18 protein-coding genes are annotated in these 14,426 nt (G+C 43.9%); 8 read left to right on the top strand and 10 right to left on the bottom strand.

What is annotated here, in order from left to right:
• The first annotated feature begins 65 nt into the window (after nucleotides 1-65).
• Nucleotides 66-470 (top strand): DUF2061 domain-containing protein, encoded by a 405-nt coding sequence (locus AB8613_RS10740; protein ID WP_017058933.1) that lies wholly within the window; start codon nucleotides 66-68, stop codon nucleotides 468-470.
• Between the two features lie 47 nt (nucleotides 471-517).
• Nucleotides 518-1,012: a GNAT family N-acetyltransferase gene (locus AB8613_RS10735; RefSeq protein ID WP_136979705.1), complete on the top strand. Its 495-nt coding sequence runs from the start codon at nucleotides 518-520 to the stop codon at nucleotides 1,010-1,012.
• Between the two features lie 49 nt (nucleotides 1,013-1,061).
• Here AB8613_RS10735 and AB8613_RS10730 read toward each other — a convergent pair whose 3' ends face one another.
• On the bottom strand, nucleotides 1,062-1,889 hold the full coding sequence (locus AB8613_RS10730; RefSeq protein WP_372383812.1) for a hypothetical protein: 828 nt from the start codon (nucleotides 1,887-1,889) through the stop codon (nucleotides 1,062-1,064).
• 125 nt (nucleotides 1,890-2,014) lie between these two features.
• Nucleotides 2,015-2,431 (bottom strand): ribonuclease E inhibitor RraB, encoded by a 417-nt coding sequence (rraB, locus tag AB8613_RS10725; protein WP_017058930.1) that lies wholly within the window; start codon nucleotides 2,429-2,431, stop codon nucleotides 2,015-2,017.
• 576 nt (nucleotides 2,432-3,007) lie between these two features.
• Here rraB and arcA point away from each other — a divergent pair.
• The 5 genes from arcA (at nucleotide 3,008) to AB8613_RS10700 (ending at nucleotide 7,585) form a co-directional block, all read left to right on the top strand.
• Nucleotides 3,008-4,228: an arginine deiminase gene (arcA, locus tag AB8613_RS10720; RefSeq protein WP_019821481.1), complete on the top strand. Its 1,221-nt coding sequence runs from the start codon at nucleotides 3,008-3,010 to the stop codon at nucleotides 4,226-4,228.
• A 156-nt stretch (nucleotides 4,229-4,384) separates the two neighbouring features.
• Nucleotides 4,385-5,389: an ornithine carbamoyltransferase gene (locus AB8613_RS10715; RefSeq protein WP_372383811.1), complete on the top strand. Its 1,005-nt coding sequence runs from the start codon at nucleotides 4,385-4,387 to the stop codon at nucleotides 5,387-5,389.
• Nucleotides 5,390-5,655: 266 nt separating this feature from the next.
• Nucleotides 5,656-6,585 carry an aspartate carbamoyltransferase gene (gene pyrB / locus AB8613_RS10710; protein WP_004738679.1) on the top strand — a complete coding sequence of 310 codons (930 nt, stop codon included), beginning with the start codon at nucleotides 5,656-5,658 and terminating at the stop codon, nucleotides 6,583-6,585.
• A gap of 12 nt (nucleotides 6,586-6,597) precedes the next feature.
• Entirely contained in the window at nucleotides 6,598-7,059 is a 462-nt protein-coding gene (gene pyrI, locus AB8613_RS10705) for an aspartate carbamoyltransferase regulatory subunit (protein WP_285953145.1), read from the top strand.
• A 136-nt stretch (nucleotides 7,060-7,195) separates the two neighbouring features.
• Entirely contained in the window at nucleotides 7,196-7,585 is a 390-nt protein-coding gene (locus tag AB8613_RS10700) for a RidA family protein (protein WP_004738682.1), read from the top strand.
• 112 nt (nucleotides 7,586-7,697) lie between these two features.
• On the opposite strand, the gene AB8613_RS10695 is transcribed toward AB8613_RS10700, so the two are convergent.
• The 8 genes from AB8613_RS10695 to mlaF all read right to left on the bottom strand — a co-directional run bounded on the left by AB8613_RS10695 (nucleotide 7,698) and on the right by mlaF (nucleotide 13,177).
• A complete protein-coding gene (locus AB8613_RS10695) occupies nucleotides 7,698-8,423 on the bottom strand; it encodes a 1-acylglycerol-3-phosphate O-acyltransferase (protein ID WP_017058926.1) in 726 nt (241 codons plus the stop codon).
• Between the two features lie 152 nt (nucleotides 8,424-8,575).
• The gene (gene murA / locus AB8613_RS10690; RefSeq protein WP_017058925.1) at nucleotides 8,576-9,841 is read right to left on the bottom strand and encodes a UDP-N-acetylglucosamine 1-carboxyvinyltransferase; all 1,266 of its coding nucleotides are present in this window, start codon (nucleotides 9,839-9,841) and stop codon (nucleotides 8,576-8,578) included.
• Nucleotides 9,842-9,849: 8 nt separating this feature from the next.
• Nucleotides 9,850-10,104: a BolA family iron metabolism protein IbaG gene (gene ibaG, locus AB8613_RS10685; RefSeq protein WP_017058924.1), complete on the bottom strand. Its 255-nt coding sequence runs from the start codon at nucleotides 10,102-10,104 to the stop codon at nucleotides 9,850-9,852.
• Nucleotides 10,105-10,117: 13 nt separating this feature from the next.
• Complete coding sequence (locus AB8613_RS10680; protein ID WP_004735315.1) at nucleotides 10,118-10,426, bottom strand: lipid asymmetry maintenance protein MlaB; 309 nt, start codon at nucleotides 10,424-10,426, stop codon at nucleotides 10,118-10,120.
• A complete protein-coding gene (locus tag AB8613_RS10675; protein ID WP_372384818.1) occupies nucleotides 10,426-11,058 on the bottom strand; it encodes an ABC transporter substrate-binding protein in 633 nt (210 codons plus the stop codon). The genes AB8613_RS10680 and AB8613_RS10675 overlap by 1 nt, the downstream gene beginning before the upstream one ends.
• A 49-nt stretch (nucleotides 11,059-11,107) precedes the next feature.
• The gene (gene mlaD / locus AB8613_RS10670) at nucleotides 11,108-11,599 is read right to left on the bottom strand and encodes an outer membrane lipid asymmetry maintenance protein MlaD (RefSeq protein WP_019821466.1); all 492 of its coding nucleotides are present in this window, start codon (nucleotides 11,597-11,599) and stop codon (nucleotides 11,108-11,110) included.
• A gap of 2 nt (nucleotides 11,600-11,601) precedes the next feature.
• Nucleotides 11,602-12,381 (bottom strand): lipid asymmetry maintenance ABC transporter permease subunit MlaE, encoded by a 780-nt coding sequence (mlaE, locus tag AB8613_RS10665; protein ID WP_146489816.1) that lies wholly within the window; start codon nucleotides 12,379-12,381, stop codon nucleotides 11,602-11,604.
• Between the two features lies 1 nt (nucleotide 12,382).
• On the bottom strand, nucleotides 12,383-13,177 hold the full coding sequence (gene mlaF, locus AB8613_RS10660; RefSeq protein WP_371714911.1) for a phospholipid ABC transporter ATP-binding protein MlaF: 795 nt from the start codon (nucleotides 13,175-13,177) through the stop codon (nucleotides 12,383-12,385).
• Nucleotides 13,178-13,441: 264 nt separating this feature from the next.
• On the opposite strand from mlaF, the gene AB8613_RS10655 reads away from it, so the two are divergent.
• On the top strand, nucleotides 13,442-14,407 hold the full coding sequence (locus AB8613_RS10655; RefSeq protein WP_019821462.1) for a calcium/sodium antiporter: 966 nt from the start codon (nucleotides 13,442-13,444) through the stop codon (nucleotides 14,405-14,407).
• Nucleotides 14,408-14,426: the final 19 nt, after the last annotated feature.

Below are 14,426 nucleotides of genomic sequence, written 5' to 3'. Positions count from 1 at the left end.
ATACTTAATGATAATAATTCTTAATAATAGGTCTATCGAAACAATACAACGATTGAGTAATTATCATGAAAAAGACACTAACCTTTGCTGCATTACATTTTACTATCGCATTTAGTGTCGCTTATGTACTAACAGGCGACATCCTAATTGGTAGCTTAATCGCTATGATTGAGCCCTCAGTGAATACTGTTGCCTTCTATTTTCATGAAAAGGCGTGGGCTCAAGTTCCTGCTCTTAAAGCTCGTCAGTGGATGACCAAATTAAAAACAGCAAGCTTTGCTACCATCCACTTTAGTGTTGCCTTTACCGTTGTCTACTTGTTGACTGGCGATGCCTTCATTGGCGGTGTGATGGCTTTGCTAGAGCCAACTTTGAATACAGTTGCTTACTACTTCCATGAGAAAGTCTGGTTACGTAAATCAGGTGACCAAATGGCACAGCAACAATTCTGTTTGCACCAACATGCTTAGTCACCATATATTGGGTCACATATTAGTGACCCTTTCATAGGCAGATCATGGAAAAAATTGCTGAGTTCACCCTTAGATCCATTACACCGCAAGACAACCCAAGCATCGCACAAGTCATTCGCCAAGTTTCGGCTGAGCATGGGCTCACAGAAGATAAAGGCTATGGCGTGGCCGATCCAACACTCGATGATATGTACTCTGTCTACAGCCAAGCAAATGCAATGTATTGGATTATCGAACACAACGGAAAAATCGTCGGAGGCGGTGGCTTTGCCCCTCTAGCAGGTAAACCCAATGTGTGTGAGCTACAAAAAATGTACTTCTTACCGCAAACTCGAGGGCATGGCCTAGCCAAGCGAATTGTTGCTTTGAGCTTAAAGCAAGCAAAACAACTTGGGTATCAACACATGTATTTAGAAACGACGGAGTGCTTAGGTGCTGCGGTCAAACTCTATGAGAAGCTTGGGTTTGAGCATCTTGACTCAGCTTGGGGAGAAACAGGCCACGACGCTTGTGAGGTTGTCATGGCCAAGTCGTTATAAGCAGAATGTGCCGCTATAGCGAGAGAAGATAGTGCTAAAATATACGAAGTTAGCGTAGAAAGTTACTGACGCAAGAAGTTGGGTTCAAGGCAACAAAAGAGCTCTCTTCTTGCCCATCAAGTACCACTTCTAATTGGTATAGATGCTTAGGGTTGGGCTTCTCAAGGTTAAATACCATAGGAGCTTCCACCTGAAACACAACGCCGGTATGTTCTGCGCGCACATCTATCGGCATTACGAGTGTCATGCCATTAAACTTGATGGATGCCGATATTAACCCTGGCTTTAGCGTTTGATAGATAACATCTACTTTGAACTCACAGCCACCGCCATGGTGCCAGATCTGCTCTGTGACAACTTGCTCTAGTTTGACGTTTCGAACGAACTGCAGGTATGGCGCTTGCCAGATTCCGATACGAGAATCCGATTTAGCGACAACCTGTGAAGATAGAGAATCCGATTTAGCGACAACCTGTGAAGATAGAGAATCATCCATATCCTCTTCAAGCAACAGGCTCTCTTCTTCTTCAAGGAAAAGGATCTCAAAACGGTTTCGGCCGGACTGCATATAAGGACGGATATCTTTACGGTATTCAGCTTGGCTACCATCACAATCAAACACAGCCACACCATTAAGTCGAACTTCAGCAAAGTAATCAACCCCAGCCATCACTAACTCAACAAGTGGGCACGCCAACATAGCGTCATCCACTTCGATGTCGTGCATCAGATGCCACTCTTGCTCTGCAATTTCGTTTTCACTCAAGCTATCAGGGAGCTTTGAGCTTAACGGAGCCGGAAAAGTGATGTCATCTTGTGGGATAGAGAGATCCGTCAGTGGCGAAATTTGCCAAAGACCATCGAGAAGTAACCGCATATCATTCCTTGAGCCAGATCAATTTTGACCGCATTATAATGAATGAATGCATTTAAAGACATTTATTTTTCTGAGGGTAAAAAAATGCCAGCTCGAGGCTGGCATTTTTTAAAATTGGGAAAGAATTACTCTTCGCCTTCATCATCTTCGTCTGGGTAGATAGCATCTTCACCTTCGTAGTAAGTGCCCCAACCGTCGTAGATAATGTCAAACTTCTCTGCAAGGTTCACAAGCTTCTCAACTTGCTCATCGATCGCTTCTGCATTCAGAGTACATTGCATCGTTGCATCACAACAAAGCAGCTTATTGCCATCTTCGTCTTCTGTCTCTTCAGCTTCAAGCACTTCAAAACCCATTTTGAATGCTTCAACAACCGCTTTTTCAAGCACATCGAAATCTTCAGCAAATAGGTGATGCTCGATATCGTATAGAGCTTCAGGATCGCTACCATCTTCAATTAATGCTGTAATGATGTCGCGAGTCTCTTCCTTTTGAAATTCAATTAATTCCGCTACTGATAGATATTCATCTTCGTGAGACATGTGTCTGCTCCAGAGTGTTGACTATGAAAAGATCAAATTTGATTGCCACGAAATATGGCACGGATCGTCCAGAAAAGCCACCCAGATCAGGCCTAGAAAGGTAAGTTTATCACGAGATCGCTGAGCCAATATCAATTCAAAAGTGAAATCAAAATCACAGAAACAAATTTTCAACATTTTATTAACTGACGTGTATTTTAGCATTTCGTTTTTATGGACACTTTAGGACTTATTGAATAAAACTTGCGTGATTAGTCACGTTAGGTGCATACGCTAAACCGCTTTTGGGGTGCATAAATCCTCAGCTTGTTATCAAAAAGTGCATAATAGTGAATAAAAAATCACGATTAATAAGCAAAATTCAATTCTAACAAGCCATGAATTGAGCATAGATCCTCAAAAACGTTGTTCTGTTCGATAGCCAGTTAATTGGAGTTTAATCTGCATAAAGTTAAGGATTTCAGATTTTATGACCAATAATCAGCCAAATACCTTGCATTAACTCAATCTGCAAAACTTGCATATTACGGACAAGCTTGTCATAAATAGACACTGGATTAATAGTAAGGATGCAAAATGAGTAAGCTGTACGTTGGCTCCGAAGTCGGTCAATTGAGACGAGTTCTCCTAAATAGACCTGAAAGAGCACTCACCCACCTCACCCCTTCAAACTGCCATGATCTTCTATTTGATGATGTACTTGCCGTTGAAGCCGCAGGTGAAGAACATGACGCCTTTGCAGAAACGCTGCGCAGTCAAGACGTAGAAGTGCTATTGCTGCATGACCTGCTCGTAGAGACGCTTGCCGTATCTCAGGCTCGTGAATGGTTGCTGAATACTCAAATCTCAGATTTCCGTTATGGGCCGACTTTTGCCCGTGACTTAAGAAACTACCTTGCTCAAATGGATAATGAACATCTAGCAACGATCTTACTCGGTGGCTTGGCCTACTCTGAGCTTCCTATCAAATCATCATCGATGCTGCCTAAAATGCATCGACCACTCGATTTCGTTATCGAGCCACTGCCGAACCACCTATTTACGCGAGATACCTCATGCTGGGTTTACGGCGGTGTGTCGCTAAACCCAATGATGAAACCGGCTCGTCAACGCGAAACAAACCACTTACGTGCTATCTATCGCTGGCACCCAGTGTTTGCCGGTCAAGACTTCATTAAGTACTTTGGTGATGAAGATCTGCACTACGACAACGCTAATATTGAAGGCGGTGACGTATTGGTTATTGGTAAAGGTGCGGTACTGGTTGGCATCTCTGAGCGTACGAAACCACAAGGTGTCGAAAACCTAGCGGCTAGTCTATTCAGATCAGGCCAAGCAACCGAAGTGATTGCTATCGATTTACCAAAACACCGCTCTTGTATGCACCTTGATACGGTGATGACACACATGGATATCGACACTTTCTCTGTCTACCCAGAGATTGTTCGCAAAGATCTAGACACTTGGCGCCTAACACCTAAAGAAAATGGCGAAATGCGTGTCGAAAAAGCTGAAAACTACCTCTCAGCGATTGAAGGCGCACTAGGCCTTGATCAACTGAAGATCATCACTACCGGCGGTGACAACTACGAAGCTGAGCGTGAACAGTGGAATGACGCTAACAACGTGCTGACGGTGAAGCCAGGTACAGTGATCGGTTATGAGCGTAATGTTTACACCAATGAGAAATACGACAAGGCGGGGATCGAAGTTCTAACGATTCCTGGCAACGAGCTAGGCCGTGGTCGTGGCGGCGCACGCTGTATGAGCTGCCCTATCGAAAGAGATGGTATCTAAGTCAAAGAGCTCAGTTAAACGGACTCAATAACTTATCTAGGCCAGTATTCATTTATTGGCCTTTTTTGTTAAAAAAATAAAATAAATATTCACAAATATAGCATTTTTATGTTTAACTGAGTTCTTCATTGATTCTATATTCGCAAGGAGCGAGAGATGGCCTTTAATCTTCGCAATCGTAACTTTCTAAAAATTCTCGACTTTACTCCTAAAGAGATTCAGTTTTTACTCGATCTGTCTGCTGATCTAAAAAAAGCTAAGTATGCAGGAACAGAGCAGAAAAAGCTTAACGGTAAAAACATTGCTTTGATCTTCGAGAAAGCATCAACTCGAACACGATGTGCGTTTGAAGTGGCCGCCTTTGATCAAGGTGCTCAGGTCTCTTACCTTGGTCCTTCTGGTTCTCAGATTGGTCAAAAAGAATCAATGAAAGATACGGCGCGTGTATTGGGACGTATGTACGATGGCATCGAATATCGTGGCTTTGGCCAGAGTATCGTTGAAGACTTAGGCGCTTATGCGGGCGTGCCAGTTTGGAATGGCTTAACCGATGAGTTCCATCCTACTCAGATTTTGGCTGATTTCCTCACTATGCTTGAGCATGGCCGCGGAAAACATCTGCACCAAATCAGCTTTGCTTATCTAGGCGATGCACGCAATAACATGGGTAACTCTCTGTTAGTCGGTGCCGCGAAAATGGGCATGGATATTCGCCTTGTCGCACCAAAAGCCTTTTGGCCAGAAGAACAACTTGTCGAAGAGTGCCAAGCCATTGCACAAAACACTGGTGCAAAAATAACGCTAACCGAAGACGTTGCTGAAGGCGTGAAAGGTTGTGATTTCCTATACACCGACGTTTGGGTTTCAATGGGTGAAGCCCCTGAAGCTTGGGACGAACGTGTAGCGGTAATGAAACCATACCAAGTGAATATGGATGTCATTAAGCTAACTGGCAATCCTCAAGTGAAATTCATGCACTGCCTACCCGCTTTCCATAACAATGAAACAGTGATTGGTCAGCAAGTCGCAGACAAGTATGGAATGAACGGTTTAGAAGTCACTGACGAAGTCTTTGAATCGGATTACTCAATTGTGTTTGATGAAGCAGAGAATCGCATGCACACCATCAAAGCGGTAATGGTTGCGACACTGGGCCAATAGCGAATATTGAAAGTAAACAAAAGCTTGATGTAATCGCTTGCGCTCACAAATTGAAAGCGTATAATTCTCGGCAATTTGTCTGAGAGTAGTGAAAATGACGCCAATCAATATTGTGATAACACATAGTAATATTGTGAAAACACCAAATATTGCTCGTAAGCTAAGATGCTTACCAGGCCGTCTATTCTGCTTTTCAGCACTTTTTTAAAGCCTCCCATTATGGGGGGCTTTTTTATGGCCAATACATTATTGTGGGGAAGAAGATCATGGCGAATTCGCTCTATCAAAAGCACATCATCTCAATTCCAGAGCTTTCTCGTGAAGAGCTAGAATTAATTGTTCAAACGGCAGGTCAGCTAAAGGCTGAACCAAACCCAGAACTCATCAAGAACAAAGTGGTTGCCAGTTGCTTCTTCGAACCTTCTACGCGAACTCGTCTCTCTTTTGAAACTGCGATTCAACGCATCGGTGGTGATGTGATTGGTTTCGACAGTGGTGGTAACACTTCTTTGGCAAAGAAAGGCGAAACGTTAGCGGACTCGGTACAGGTTATCTCTTCATACGTTGATGCTTACGTGATGCGTCACCCTCAAGAAGGCGCAGCACGTCTGGCTTCTGAGTTCTCAAACGGTGTACCTGTTATTAACGCAGGTGACGGCGCAAACCAACACCCAACACAAACGTTATTAGACCTATTCTCTATCGCTGAGACACAAGGTCGCCTCGACAACCTAAACGTTGCATTCGTTGGTGACCTTAAGTACGGCCGTACGGTTCACTCGTTGACGCAAGCACTAGCGAAGTTCGACAACATCTGTTTCTACTTCGTGGCTCCAGAAGCTCTAGCGATGCCAGACTACATTTGCGAAGAGCTTGATGAAGCGGGAATCAAGTACCAACTATTGACGGACATGGAAGATGTCATTCCTGAGCTTGATGTTTTGTACATGACTCGAGTTCAAAAGGAGCGCTTCGATGAGTCAGAATACGCACATATCAAGTCAGCATACATCCTAACGGCTGCTCTGTTAGAAAATGCACGTGATAATCTGAAGGTGCTACACCCTCTTCCGCGTGTTGATGAAATTACTGTCGATGTCGATAAAACACCTTACGCTTACTACTTCCAGCAAGCAGAGAATGGTGTTTACGCTCGTGAAGCATTGCTAGCCCTTGTTCTTAACGAAACGCTGTAGAGGAAAGATATCATGTCTAAAGAGACTCAATTAAAAGTTGAAGCAATCAGAAACGGTACTGTTATCGACCACATCCCAGCTAACATCGGGATCAAGGTGCTAAAACTGTTCGACATGCACAACTCTCACCAGCGCGTGACCATTGGCCTAAATCTGCCGTCTTCTGCACTAGGCGGGAAAGACCTACTCAAGATTGAGAATGTGTTTATCACCGAAGAACAGGCGAGCAAGCTGGCTCTTTACGCACCTCATGCAACAGTGAACCAAATCGAAGATTACGAAGTAGTTAAGAAGCTCCCCCTAGAACTTCCTGATCAAATCAACGACGTTTTCGAGTGTCCAAATACCAACTGTATTACTCACAATGAACCGGTTGAAAGCAGCTTTAAGATCTTTGAAAAGAAAGAAGATATTCGATTAAAGTGTAAGTATTGCGAAAAAGTATTCTCTCGCGAGATCGTGACAGAAAGATAACGCCATACGGCAACACTGACCGAATGTAAAAACTATCAAATACCTCGCCTATGCGGGGTATTTTGCTCTTTACCTATCCAAAATTTGAAGGCACACTGAAAATTGATTTTTATCTAATAACTGATGGAATAAACCAATGACTAAAGTACTTCACACAGAATCTGCTCCAGCTGCAATCGGCCCATACGTACAAGGCGTTGACCTTGGCAACATGGTACTGACTTCTGGTCAAATCCCAGTAAACCCAGCAACTGGTGAAGTATCTGCTGATATCGCAGAGCAAGCTCGCCAATCTCTAGACAACGTTAAAGCGGTTGTAGAAGCTTCAGGCCTAACTGTAAAAGACATCGTAAAGCTAACAGTATTCGTCAAAGACCTAAACGACTTCGGCACAGTAAACGAAGTTTACGGTAAGTTCTTCGATGAGCACGGCGTTGCAAACTACCCTGCACGCTCATGTGTTGAAGTAGCTCGTCTACCAAAAGATGTAGGTATCGAGATCGAAGCTATTGCAGTTCGCAAATAGTCTTTAGTACCTAAATCTATAGTAAGCGTCTGAGCATAAAGCTGAGTGTTTATCAGATACAAAAAAGGTTGCCCATTTGGCAACCTTTTTTATTATTCAGCGTTTTGCTCAATTACTTCTTGTTGAGCTCAACCACTTCTTTATCAAGCTCTTCCAACTTAGCGGCCATCTGCTCACGAGCTAGGTTAGCCAGTTCACGAACATTAGACTTGTCGTAGCCTTCAGTGCTGATTGGTGGCAACATTTCAACAATCACGTGACCATTGTTCCAACGGTTTAGCTTCACGCCACCTGTTGAGCTGCACACAATAGGGATGATTGGTAAGCCAGCACCAATCGCAGCATGGAATGCACCTGTTTTGAATGGCAGCAGACCACGACCACGAGAACGAGTGCCCTCAGGGAACATCCAAACTGAAACATCACTCTCTTTTAGACTAGTCACGACCTGATCAATCGTACCTACCGCTTTACTGCGGTTAGCACGGTCAATGAGGATGTTACCCGTCAACCAGTAAAGCTGACCAAATAGAGGCATCCATACTAGACTTTTCTTACCAACCGTCACCACTTTAGGCGTTACCGCTGATGAAATCGTGAATAGATCCCAGCTATTTTGGTGGTTCGCCACATAAACATGTTGGCCGCGAGAGTAGGCATCCTCTGGAATACGAAGCTCTAGCTTCATGCCGAAGATCTTCGACATGCGACCGAAATAACGGCCAAAGGTAAATACGTGTTTCGGGTTACGTGGACTTAATAAACAGTAGCCACAACCAAATACAAACATAAGAATCGCAAATATCGCCACTGCGAAAATACGTAATATTGCTATCATTTTGTTCCTCACCGACCGCCAAGTTAATTCATCTATTCATGCAAAAATGAGCAATAGATTTACTTGCGGCAAATACAACTATAAAAAAGCCGAAACCAAGGTTCCGACTTTTATGTTTTCATCTTACTAATTCATGAACCCACTAACCTAGGTTAGTTCGACTCACTAAATCGTGTAATGTTTGCGCCTAAGGCTGACAGTTTATCTTCAATCTTATCGTAGCCACGATCGATGTGATAAATACGGTCAACGATAGTTTCGCCTTGAGCTATACAGCCAGCGATAACAAGGCTCGCAGATGCGCGAAGGTCCGTTGCCATTACTTGAGCGCCGCTCAGTTTTTCCGTTTCACCACAGATAGCCGTGTTGCCTTCGATTTCCGCTTTTGCACCCATTCGCTGTAACTCAGGAATGTGCATAAAGCGGTTTTCAAAGATAGTCTCAGTGATAACACCACTGCCCTTCGCCATCATGTTAAGCAGAGTAAACTGTGCTTGCATGTCGGTCGGGAAACCAGGGTGAGGTGCTGTTACGATTTTCACCGCTTTCAGTTCACGACCCGTCATATCAAGGCTGATCCAGTCTTCTCCCGTTTCAACCTTCGCACCCGCTTCTTCAAGCTTCGCTAAGGCAGCTTCAAGAAGATGAGCGTTGGTGTTGCGACAAACCACTTTACCGCCAGAAACAGCAGCAGCAACCAAGAAAGTACCTGTTTCAATACGGTCAGCAACTACAGAGTGTTGACCACCACCAAGACGTTCAACGCCTTCGATAGTAATCGTATCTGTACCTGCGCCAGAGATCTTAGCACCTAGTTTGTTTAGGAAGTCAGCCGTATCAACAATCTCAGGCTCACGCGCTGAGTTATCGAGTACTGTTGTTCCTTCCGCTAGCGTTGCTGCACACATGATAGTAATGGTGGCACCCACACTTACTTTATCCATCACGATGTGCGCGCCTTTCAGACGGCCATCAACACTTGCTTTCACATAACCATCTTCCAACTTAATGGTCGCACCTAGTTGCTCTAGGCCATGGATATGCAAATCAACAGGTCGAGCGCCAATTGCACAACCGCCTGGAAGTGACACTTGACCTTCACCAAAACGAGCCACTAGAGGACCTAAAGCCCAGATAGAAGCACGCATTGTTTTCACTAAATCGTAAGGCGCACAAAATTCATTAATTTCGCTGCCATCAACATGAACACTACCGTTACGTGATACTTTTGCGCCTAAACGCTTAAGCAATTCCATCGTAGTATCGATGTCACGTAGGTGAGGAACATTACTAACTTCCACTGGCTCTTCAGCAAGAATTGAAGCAAATAAGATTGGTAGCGCTGCATTTTTTGCGCCTGAGATCGTCACTTCACCGCTTAGCGGCTTATCCGATCCAATAACTCGAAACTTTTCCATCATAAACCTTAAAGTGACATCAGTTTCTTATCACGTTCCCACTCTTCCGGCGTGAAAGCCTTAATAGAAAGAGCATGGATATCATTGCGTTGAATGTATTCCATTAGTGGGCCGTAGATTAGTTGCTGCTTCTTAACTCGATTCATGCCGTCAAAACATGGATCAACCGCAACAACTTCGTAATGACTGCCTTCACCTTTCACGAAAATTTCCTGAAGGTTCAGTGCTTCTGCTAATAATTCTTGTACTTTTGTGCTGTCCACAAATAGCTCCTGCCTAATTTTTTATGTGTTCTGCCATCATTGGCTGGATATTGCTCAATTGGAACAACGTTCTCAATTGTTCTGGCACGAAACTGAGCATTATATGACAGTTTTGATTTTTTGCATGCTCTAATAAGTGAATTAGCATCACCATTCCTGCTGAATCGACTCGATTTATATGGCTAAGGTCAATTTCAACGCTCGATTCCGTTGTTTGCCACTTTTCCAATATACGCCAGATTGCAGGGACACTGTCTCGGTCAATATCACCGAGCAGCTGATATTCTTTAGAGCTTAGTGCTTGCCATTGAGAATGGCTCATTATTTGTTACTCTCAAAACGAATCGGTTGTGCGGCTAATTTCTCTAGTTCGTCAGCAACTTGTAAGATGCCTTCTTGACGAATCTTAGTATTCCACTCCGATTGCTTGCTCGACAACAGGCTAATACCTTCGGCAACCATATCAAATGCTTTCCACTCGCCAGACTTTTTGTCTTTGCGAAGCTTAAATTCAAGCTTGATGTTTGGTCGCGGCGTATCGATGATATCGACCTTGATACTGGTAATACGGCTATCCGCTTTGATTTTTGGTTCTGGACCAAATTCAATCGTCTGATCTGTGTATTGAGTCAGCACTTGGGCATAAGAAGAAACCAGGTATTTACGGAAGGAATCGATAAACACGCCCACGTCTTTTCTATCCGCGCCTTTCAAGTTCGGTCCAAGTAACTTAAGTGCTGCATATTGTGCGTTCACATAAGGCATCAACTCTTCTTCCACAATGACCTTCAATAATTCTGGGTCTTGGTGGATGTTGTCTTGCTCACTCTTCAAACGATCAAATGCAACTTCTGCTACTTGAGTCATCATCTGGTACGGCTGAGTACGATCAATCGCTTCTGCAGCAAAAGCTTGAGCCGACATCAGAAAAGCGACGACTGTCAGAAACCACATCTTCAAAAAGTTATTAGTCTTCAATAATTTATTCGTCTTTAACATGTGCCTACTCCTTAGCTTCGCTATCATCAGAGCCACCAACGCTATACAGCACTTGTCCAATCAAATCTTCTAATACTAATGCCGATTTGGTGTCTTCGATAGAATCACCATCAACCAACATTTCTTCATCGTCAAAAATGAAGCCCGGAACCAAGCTGATGTACTGCTCACCGATTAATCCAGACGTTAAGATTTGCGCACTAGAGGTATCTGGAAATTGTGAGTACTTCCCATCAATAGACAATTCAACGACAGGAAGGTAGCTCTCGGTATCAAGCTCAATGCTTTTAACTCGACCAACAACGACGCCACCCACCTTCACTGGAGAACGAACTTTTAGGCTACCAATGTTGTCAAAGGTCGCTTTTAGATTGTAAGTATGGTTCGAACCAATGCCTTTTACGTCAGCGACTTGAAAGATCATGATTAAGATTGCGCAAATTCCGGCAATAACAAAGGTGCCGACCCATAATTCTAATTTTCGAGTTTGTTGCATGATTAATTCCCAAACATCAATGCGGTAAGAACAAAATCTAGCCCTAGTACCGCCAGAGAAGAGTGCACTACAGTGCGTGTGGTTGCCTGACTAATACCTTCTGAAGTCGGTACTGCATCATAACCATTAAAAAGTGCGATCCAAGTGACTGTGATAGCGAAGACCATGCATTTGATCATGCTGTTACCAATATCTCGGCCAAGCTCAACTGAAGACTGCATGGCAGACCAGAAGCTACCGTGGTCAATCCCTTTCCAATCAACACCAACTAACTGAGCCCCCCAAATCCCGACCGCCATGAAGATCATAGCGAGCAGTGGCATTGAGATAAGACCAGCCCAAAGACGTGGCGCAATAATGCGTTTAATAGGATCTACAGCCATCATTTCTAGGCTAGAGATCTGTTCCGTTGCTTTCATCAAGCCGATTTCAGCCGTTAACGCTGAACCTGCGCGGCCTGCAAATAGTAGCGCTGTCACCACTGGGCCCAACTCACGTAACAATGAAAGCGCGACCATTTGACCAAGGTTACCCTCAGCTCCGTAGTCGATTAACACCACATAACCTTGCAGGCTAAGCACCATGCCAATAAACAGACCCGAAACTAAGATGATAGCCAATGACTGAACGCCAACGCTATAAAGTTGTTTAACTAATAAAGGGAAATTTTTTAGTCTCGGAATGCCAAATAAAGCCCCAAATAACATTAGGCTTGCTCGACCAAATGACTCACAGACCGCAAGTGTGCGCTTACCGACACCCACAATAGTTTTAACAATCATATTAAAACAAATCCTTTTCTAGGCTCTTTGCTGGGAATCTAAATGGCACAGGGCCATCTGCTTCACCTTGCAAAAATTGTTGCACTCGAGGATCACTGTTGTTGTACAGATCGTCAGGTGAACCAGATGCAATAACTTTTCCATCAGCCATTAAGTAAACCCAATCAGCAATACTCATTACCTCAGGCACATCGTGAGAAACGATAATAGAGGTTAAATCCAAAGCTTGATTAAGATTACGAATCAGCTCGACCAATACACCCATAGTAATTGGGTCTTGGCCAACAAACGGTTCATCGTACATGATAAGCTCTGGATCCAATGCGATCGCACGAGCCAACGCCGCTCGTCTCGCCATACCACCGGACAACTCACTTGGCATTAATTGCGCCGCACCTCGTAAGCCTACCGCTTCAAGCTTAAGTAATACGATGGTACGAATGAATTTTTCATTAAGTTCAGTGTGCTCTCGCAGCGGAAACGCCACATTATCAAACACATTGAGATCCGTAAAAAGCGCACCAGATTGGAATAACATGCTCATTTTCTTACGTGCTTGATATAGCTTTCGACGTGATAATGCAGGAATATTGTCGCCATCAAACCAAACTTCGCCTTCATCTGGCGGTAATTGTCCACCAATCAAACGCAGCAAGGTTGTTTTACCAATCCCAGACGGCCCCATGATTGCGGTTATTTTGCCTTGAGGTACCTCTAAACTAATGTCATCAAAAATAACCCGCTCACCGCGTGAGAAGCTGAGGTTCTTAACTTTCACAAGCTCAGTGTTCAACATATTTTTGTTGTTTCCTTGCTTTAAAAAACGCCAATTATGGCTGCAATAATAATGAGTCTACTTTAGAATTAAAAGCACTGTTCAATTAATTCATATTAAACAGGAATCTATGCAGGGATTTGAAAGCATTAGAAAATTATCTATTGAGCTCTCTTTCTTGCCAGCTAACTGGAAATTAATTTGCCGAGTGACTTCCCTTTTATCTAGCAACAGGTCAAAATTAGCGGTTAATTCTCCGTTTTTATTAATTTTTTAGGAATCATCATGCTTGAAGCGATTGCGTTTCTTATTATCGGTCTAGGTTTTTTGGTGTGGAGTGCAGATAAGCTGGTTTACGGTGCCGCTGCTCTTGCTCGCAACTTCGGTATCTCACCACTAGTTATCGGTATGACGATCTTAGCAATGGGGTCTTCGGCTCCTGAAATGATGGTTTCAGCTACAGCAGCGCTTGATGGCAAAACCGATACCGCTGTAGGTAACGTATTAGGCTCAAACATCGCCAATATCGCGCTAATTTTAGGTATTACAGCCCTTATCAAGCCGCTATCAATCAGCTCAGGCGTAATTCGTCGTGAACTACCTTTGATGATAGGTGTCACTTTATTAGCTGGCGCACTACTTTGGGATAACCATTTGGGTTTCTACGAAGGCGTGTTGTTATTTGTTCTTTTCGGCGCTTTCTTGTTTGCCATGCTACAAATCAGCCGCAGTGAGAAAAAGAACGGTGATGCCTTCCTTGACGAGCAAGAATCAGAAATCCCAGAGGGCGTAAGCAACCCTAAAGCCGCAATGTGGGTGGTGATTGGTCTGATCATCCTGCCTTTAGCTGCTGATATGCTGGTTGATAATGCGGTAATCATCGCGAAATACTTTGGCATGAGCGACCTTGTGATTGGTCTAACCATCATTGCCGTAGGTACTAGTCTGCCTGAGCTTGCAGCATCACTAGCCGGTGTTATGAAAGGTGAAGATGATATGGCCGTGGGCAATATCATTGGTTCAAACGTATTCAACATCCTTGCTGTTATGGGTATCCCGGGCATCCTAAACCCTTCGATCTTGAGCGAGTTTGCGATGGGTCGCGACTTCTGGGTAATGCTGGGCGTATCGCTACTGCTTGTGGTCATGGCACTAGGGAAATCTCGTAGCGTGAATCGTATTGAAGGCGGCGTGTTAATCGTAACATTCGTTGTCTACCAAAGTTACCTACTAATGAACATGTCGGCTTAATTGTTGATTTAACTTCCCG

Source organism: Vibrio sp. BS-M-Sm-2 (genome assembly GCF_041504345.1).
GTDB lineage: Bacteria > Pseudomonadota > Gammaproteobacteria > Enterobacterales > Vibrionaceae > Vibrio > Vibrio satsumensis.
This window is presented reverse-complemented; position numbering and strand designations above follow the sequence as displayed.

Excerpts from the sequence above, each read along its gene's own strand:
- pyrB (WP_004738679.1), top strand. The coding sequence starts at position 5,656 with ATGGCGAATTCGCTCTATCAAAAGCACATCATCTCAATTCCAGAGCTT.
- arcA (WP_019821481.1), top strand. The coding sequence starts at position 3,008 with ATGAGTAAGCTGTACGTTGGCTCCGAAGTCGGTCAATTGAGACGAGTT.
- AB8613_RS10700 (WP_004738682.1), top strand. The coding sequence starts at position 7,196 with ATGACTAAAGTACTTCACACAGAATCTGCTCCAGCTGCAATCGGCCCA.
- AB8613_RS10740 (WP_017058933.1), top strand. The coding sequence starts at position 66 with ATGAAAAAGACACTAACCTTTGCTGCATTACATTTTACTATCGCATTT.
- AB8613_RS10730 (WP_372383812.1), bottom strand. The coding sequence starts at position 1,889 with ATGCGGTTACTTCTCGATGGTCTTTGGCAAATTTCGCCACTGACGGAT.
- mlaD (WP_019821466.1), bottom strand. The coding sequence starts at position 11,599 with ATGCAACAAACTCGAAAATTAGAATTATGGGTCGGCACCTTTGTTATT.
- mlaF (WP_371714911.1), bottom strand. The coding sequence starts at position 13,177 with ATGTTGAACACTGAGCTTGTGAAAGTTAAGAACCTCAGCTTCTCACGC.
- AB8613_RS10680 (WP_004735315.1), bottom strand. The coding sequence starts at position 10,426 with ATGAGCCATTCTCAATGGCAAGCACTAAGCTCTAAAGAATATCAGCTG.
- AB8613_RS10735 (WP_136979705.1), top strand. The coding sequence starts at position 518 with ATGGAAAAAATTGCTGAGTTCACCCTTAGATCCATTACACCGCAAGAC.
- AB8613_RS10655 (WP_019821462.1), top strand. The coding sequence starts at position 13,442 with ATGCTTGAAGCGATTGCGTTTCTTATTATCGGTCTAGGTTTTTTGGTG.
- murA (WP_017058925.1), bottom strand. The coding sequence starts at position 9,841 with ATGGAAAAGTTTCGAGTTATTGGATCGGATAAGCCGCTAAGCGGTGAA.
- pyrI (WP_285953145.1), top strand. The coding sequence starts at position 6,598 with ATGTCTAAAGAGACTCAATTAAAAGTTGAAGCAATCAGAAACGGTACT.
- AB8613_RS10675 (WP_372384818.1), bottom strand. The coding sequence starts at position 11,058 with ATGTGGTTTCTGACAGTCGTCGCTTTTCTGATGTCGGCTCAAGCTTTT.
- mlaE (WP_146489816.1), bottom strand. The coding sequence starts at position 12,381 with ATGATTGTTAAAACTATTGTGGGTGTCGGTAAGCGCACACTTGCGGTC.
- rraB (WP_017058930.1), bottom strand. The coding sequence starts at position 2,431 with ATGTCTCACGAAGATGAATATCTATCAGTAGCGGAATTAATTGAATTT.
- AB8613_RS10715 (WP_372383811.1), top strand. The coding sequence starts at position 4,385 with ATGGCCTTTAATCTTCGCAATCGTAACTTTCTAAAAATTCTCGACTTT.
- AB8613_RS10695 (WP_017058926.1), bottom strand. The coding sequence starts at position 8,423 with ATGATAGCAATATTACGTATTTTCGCAGTGGCGATATTTGCGATTCTT.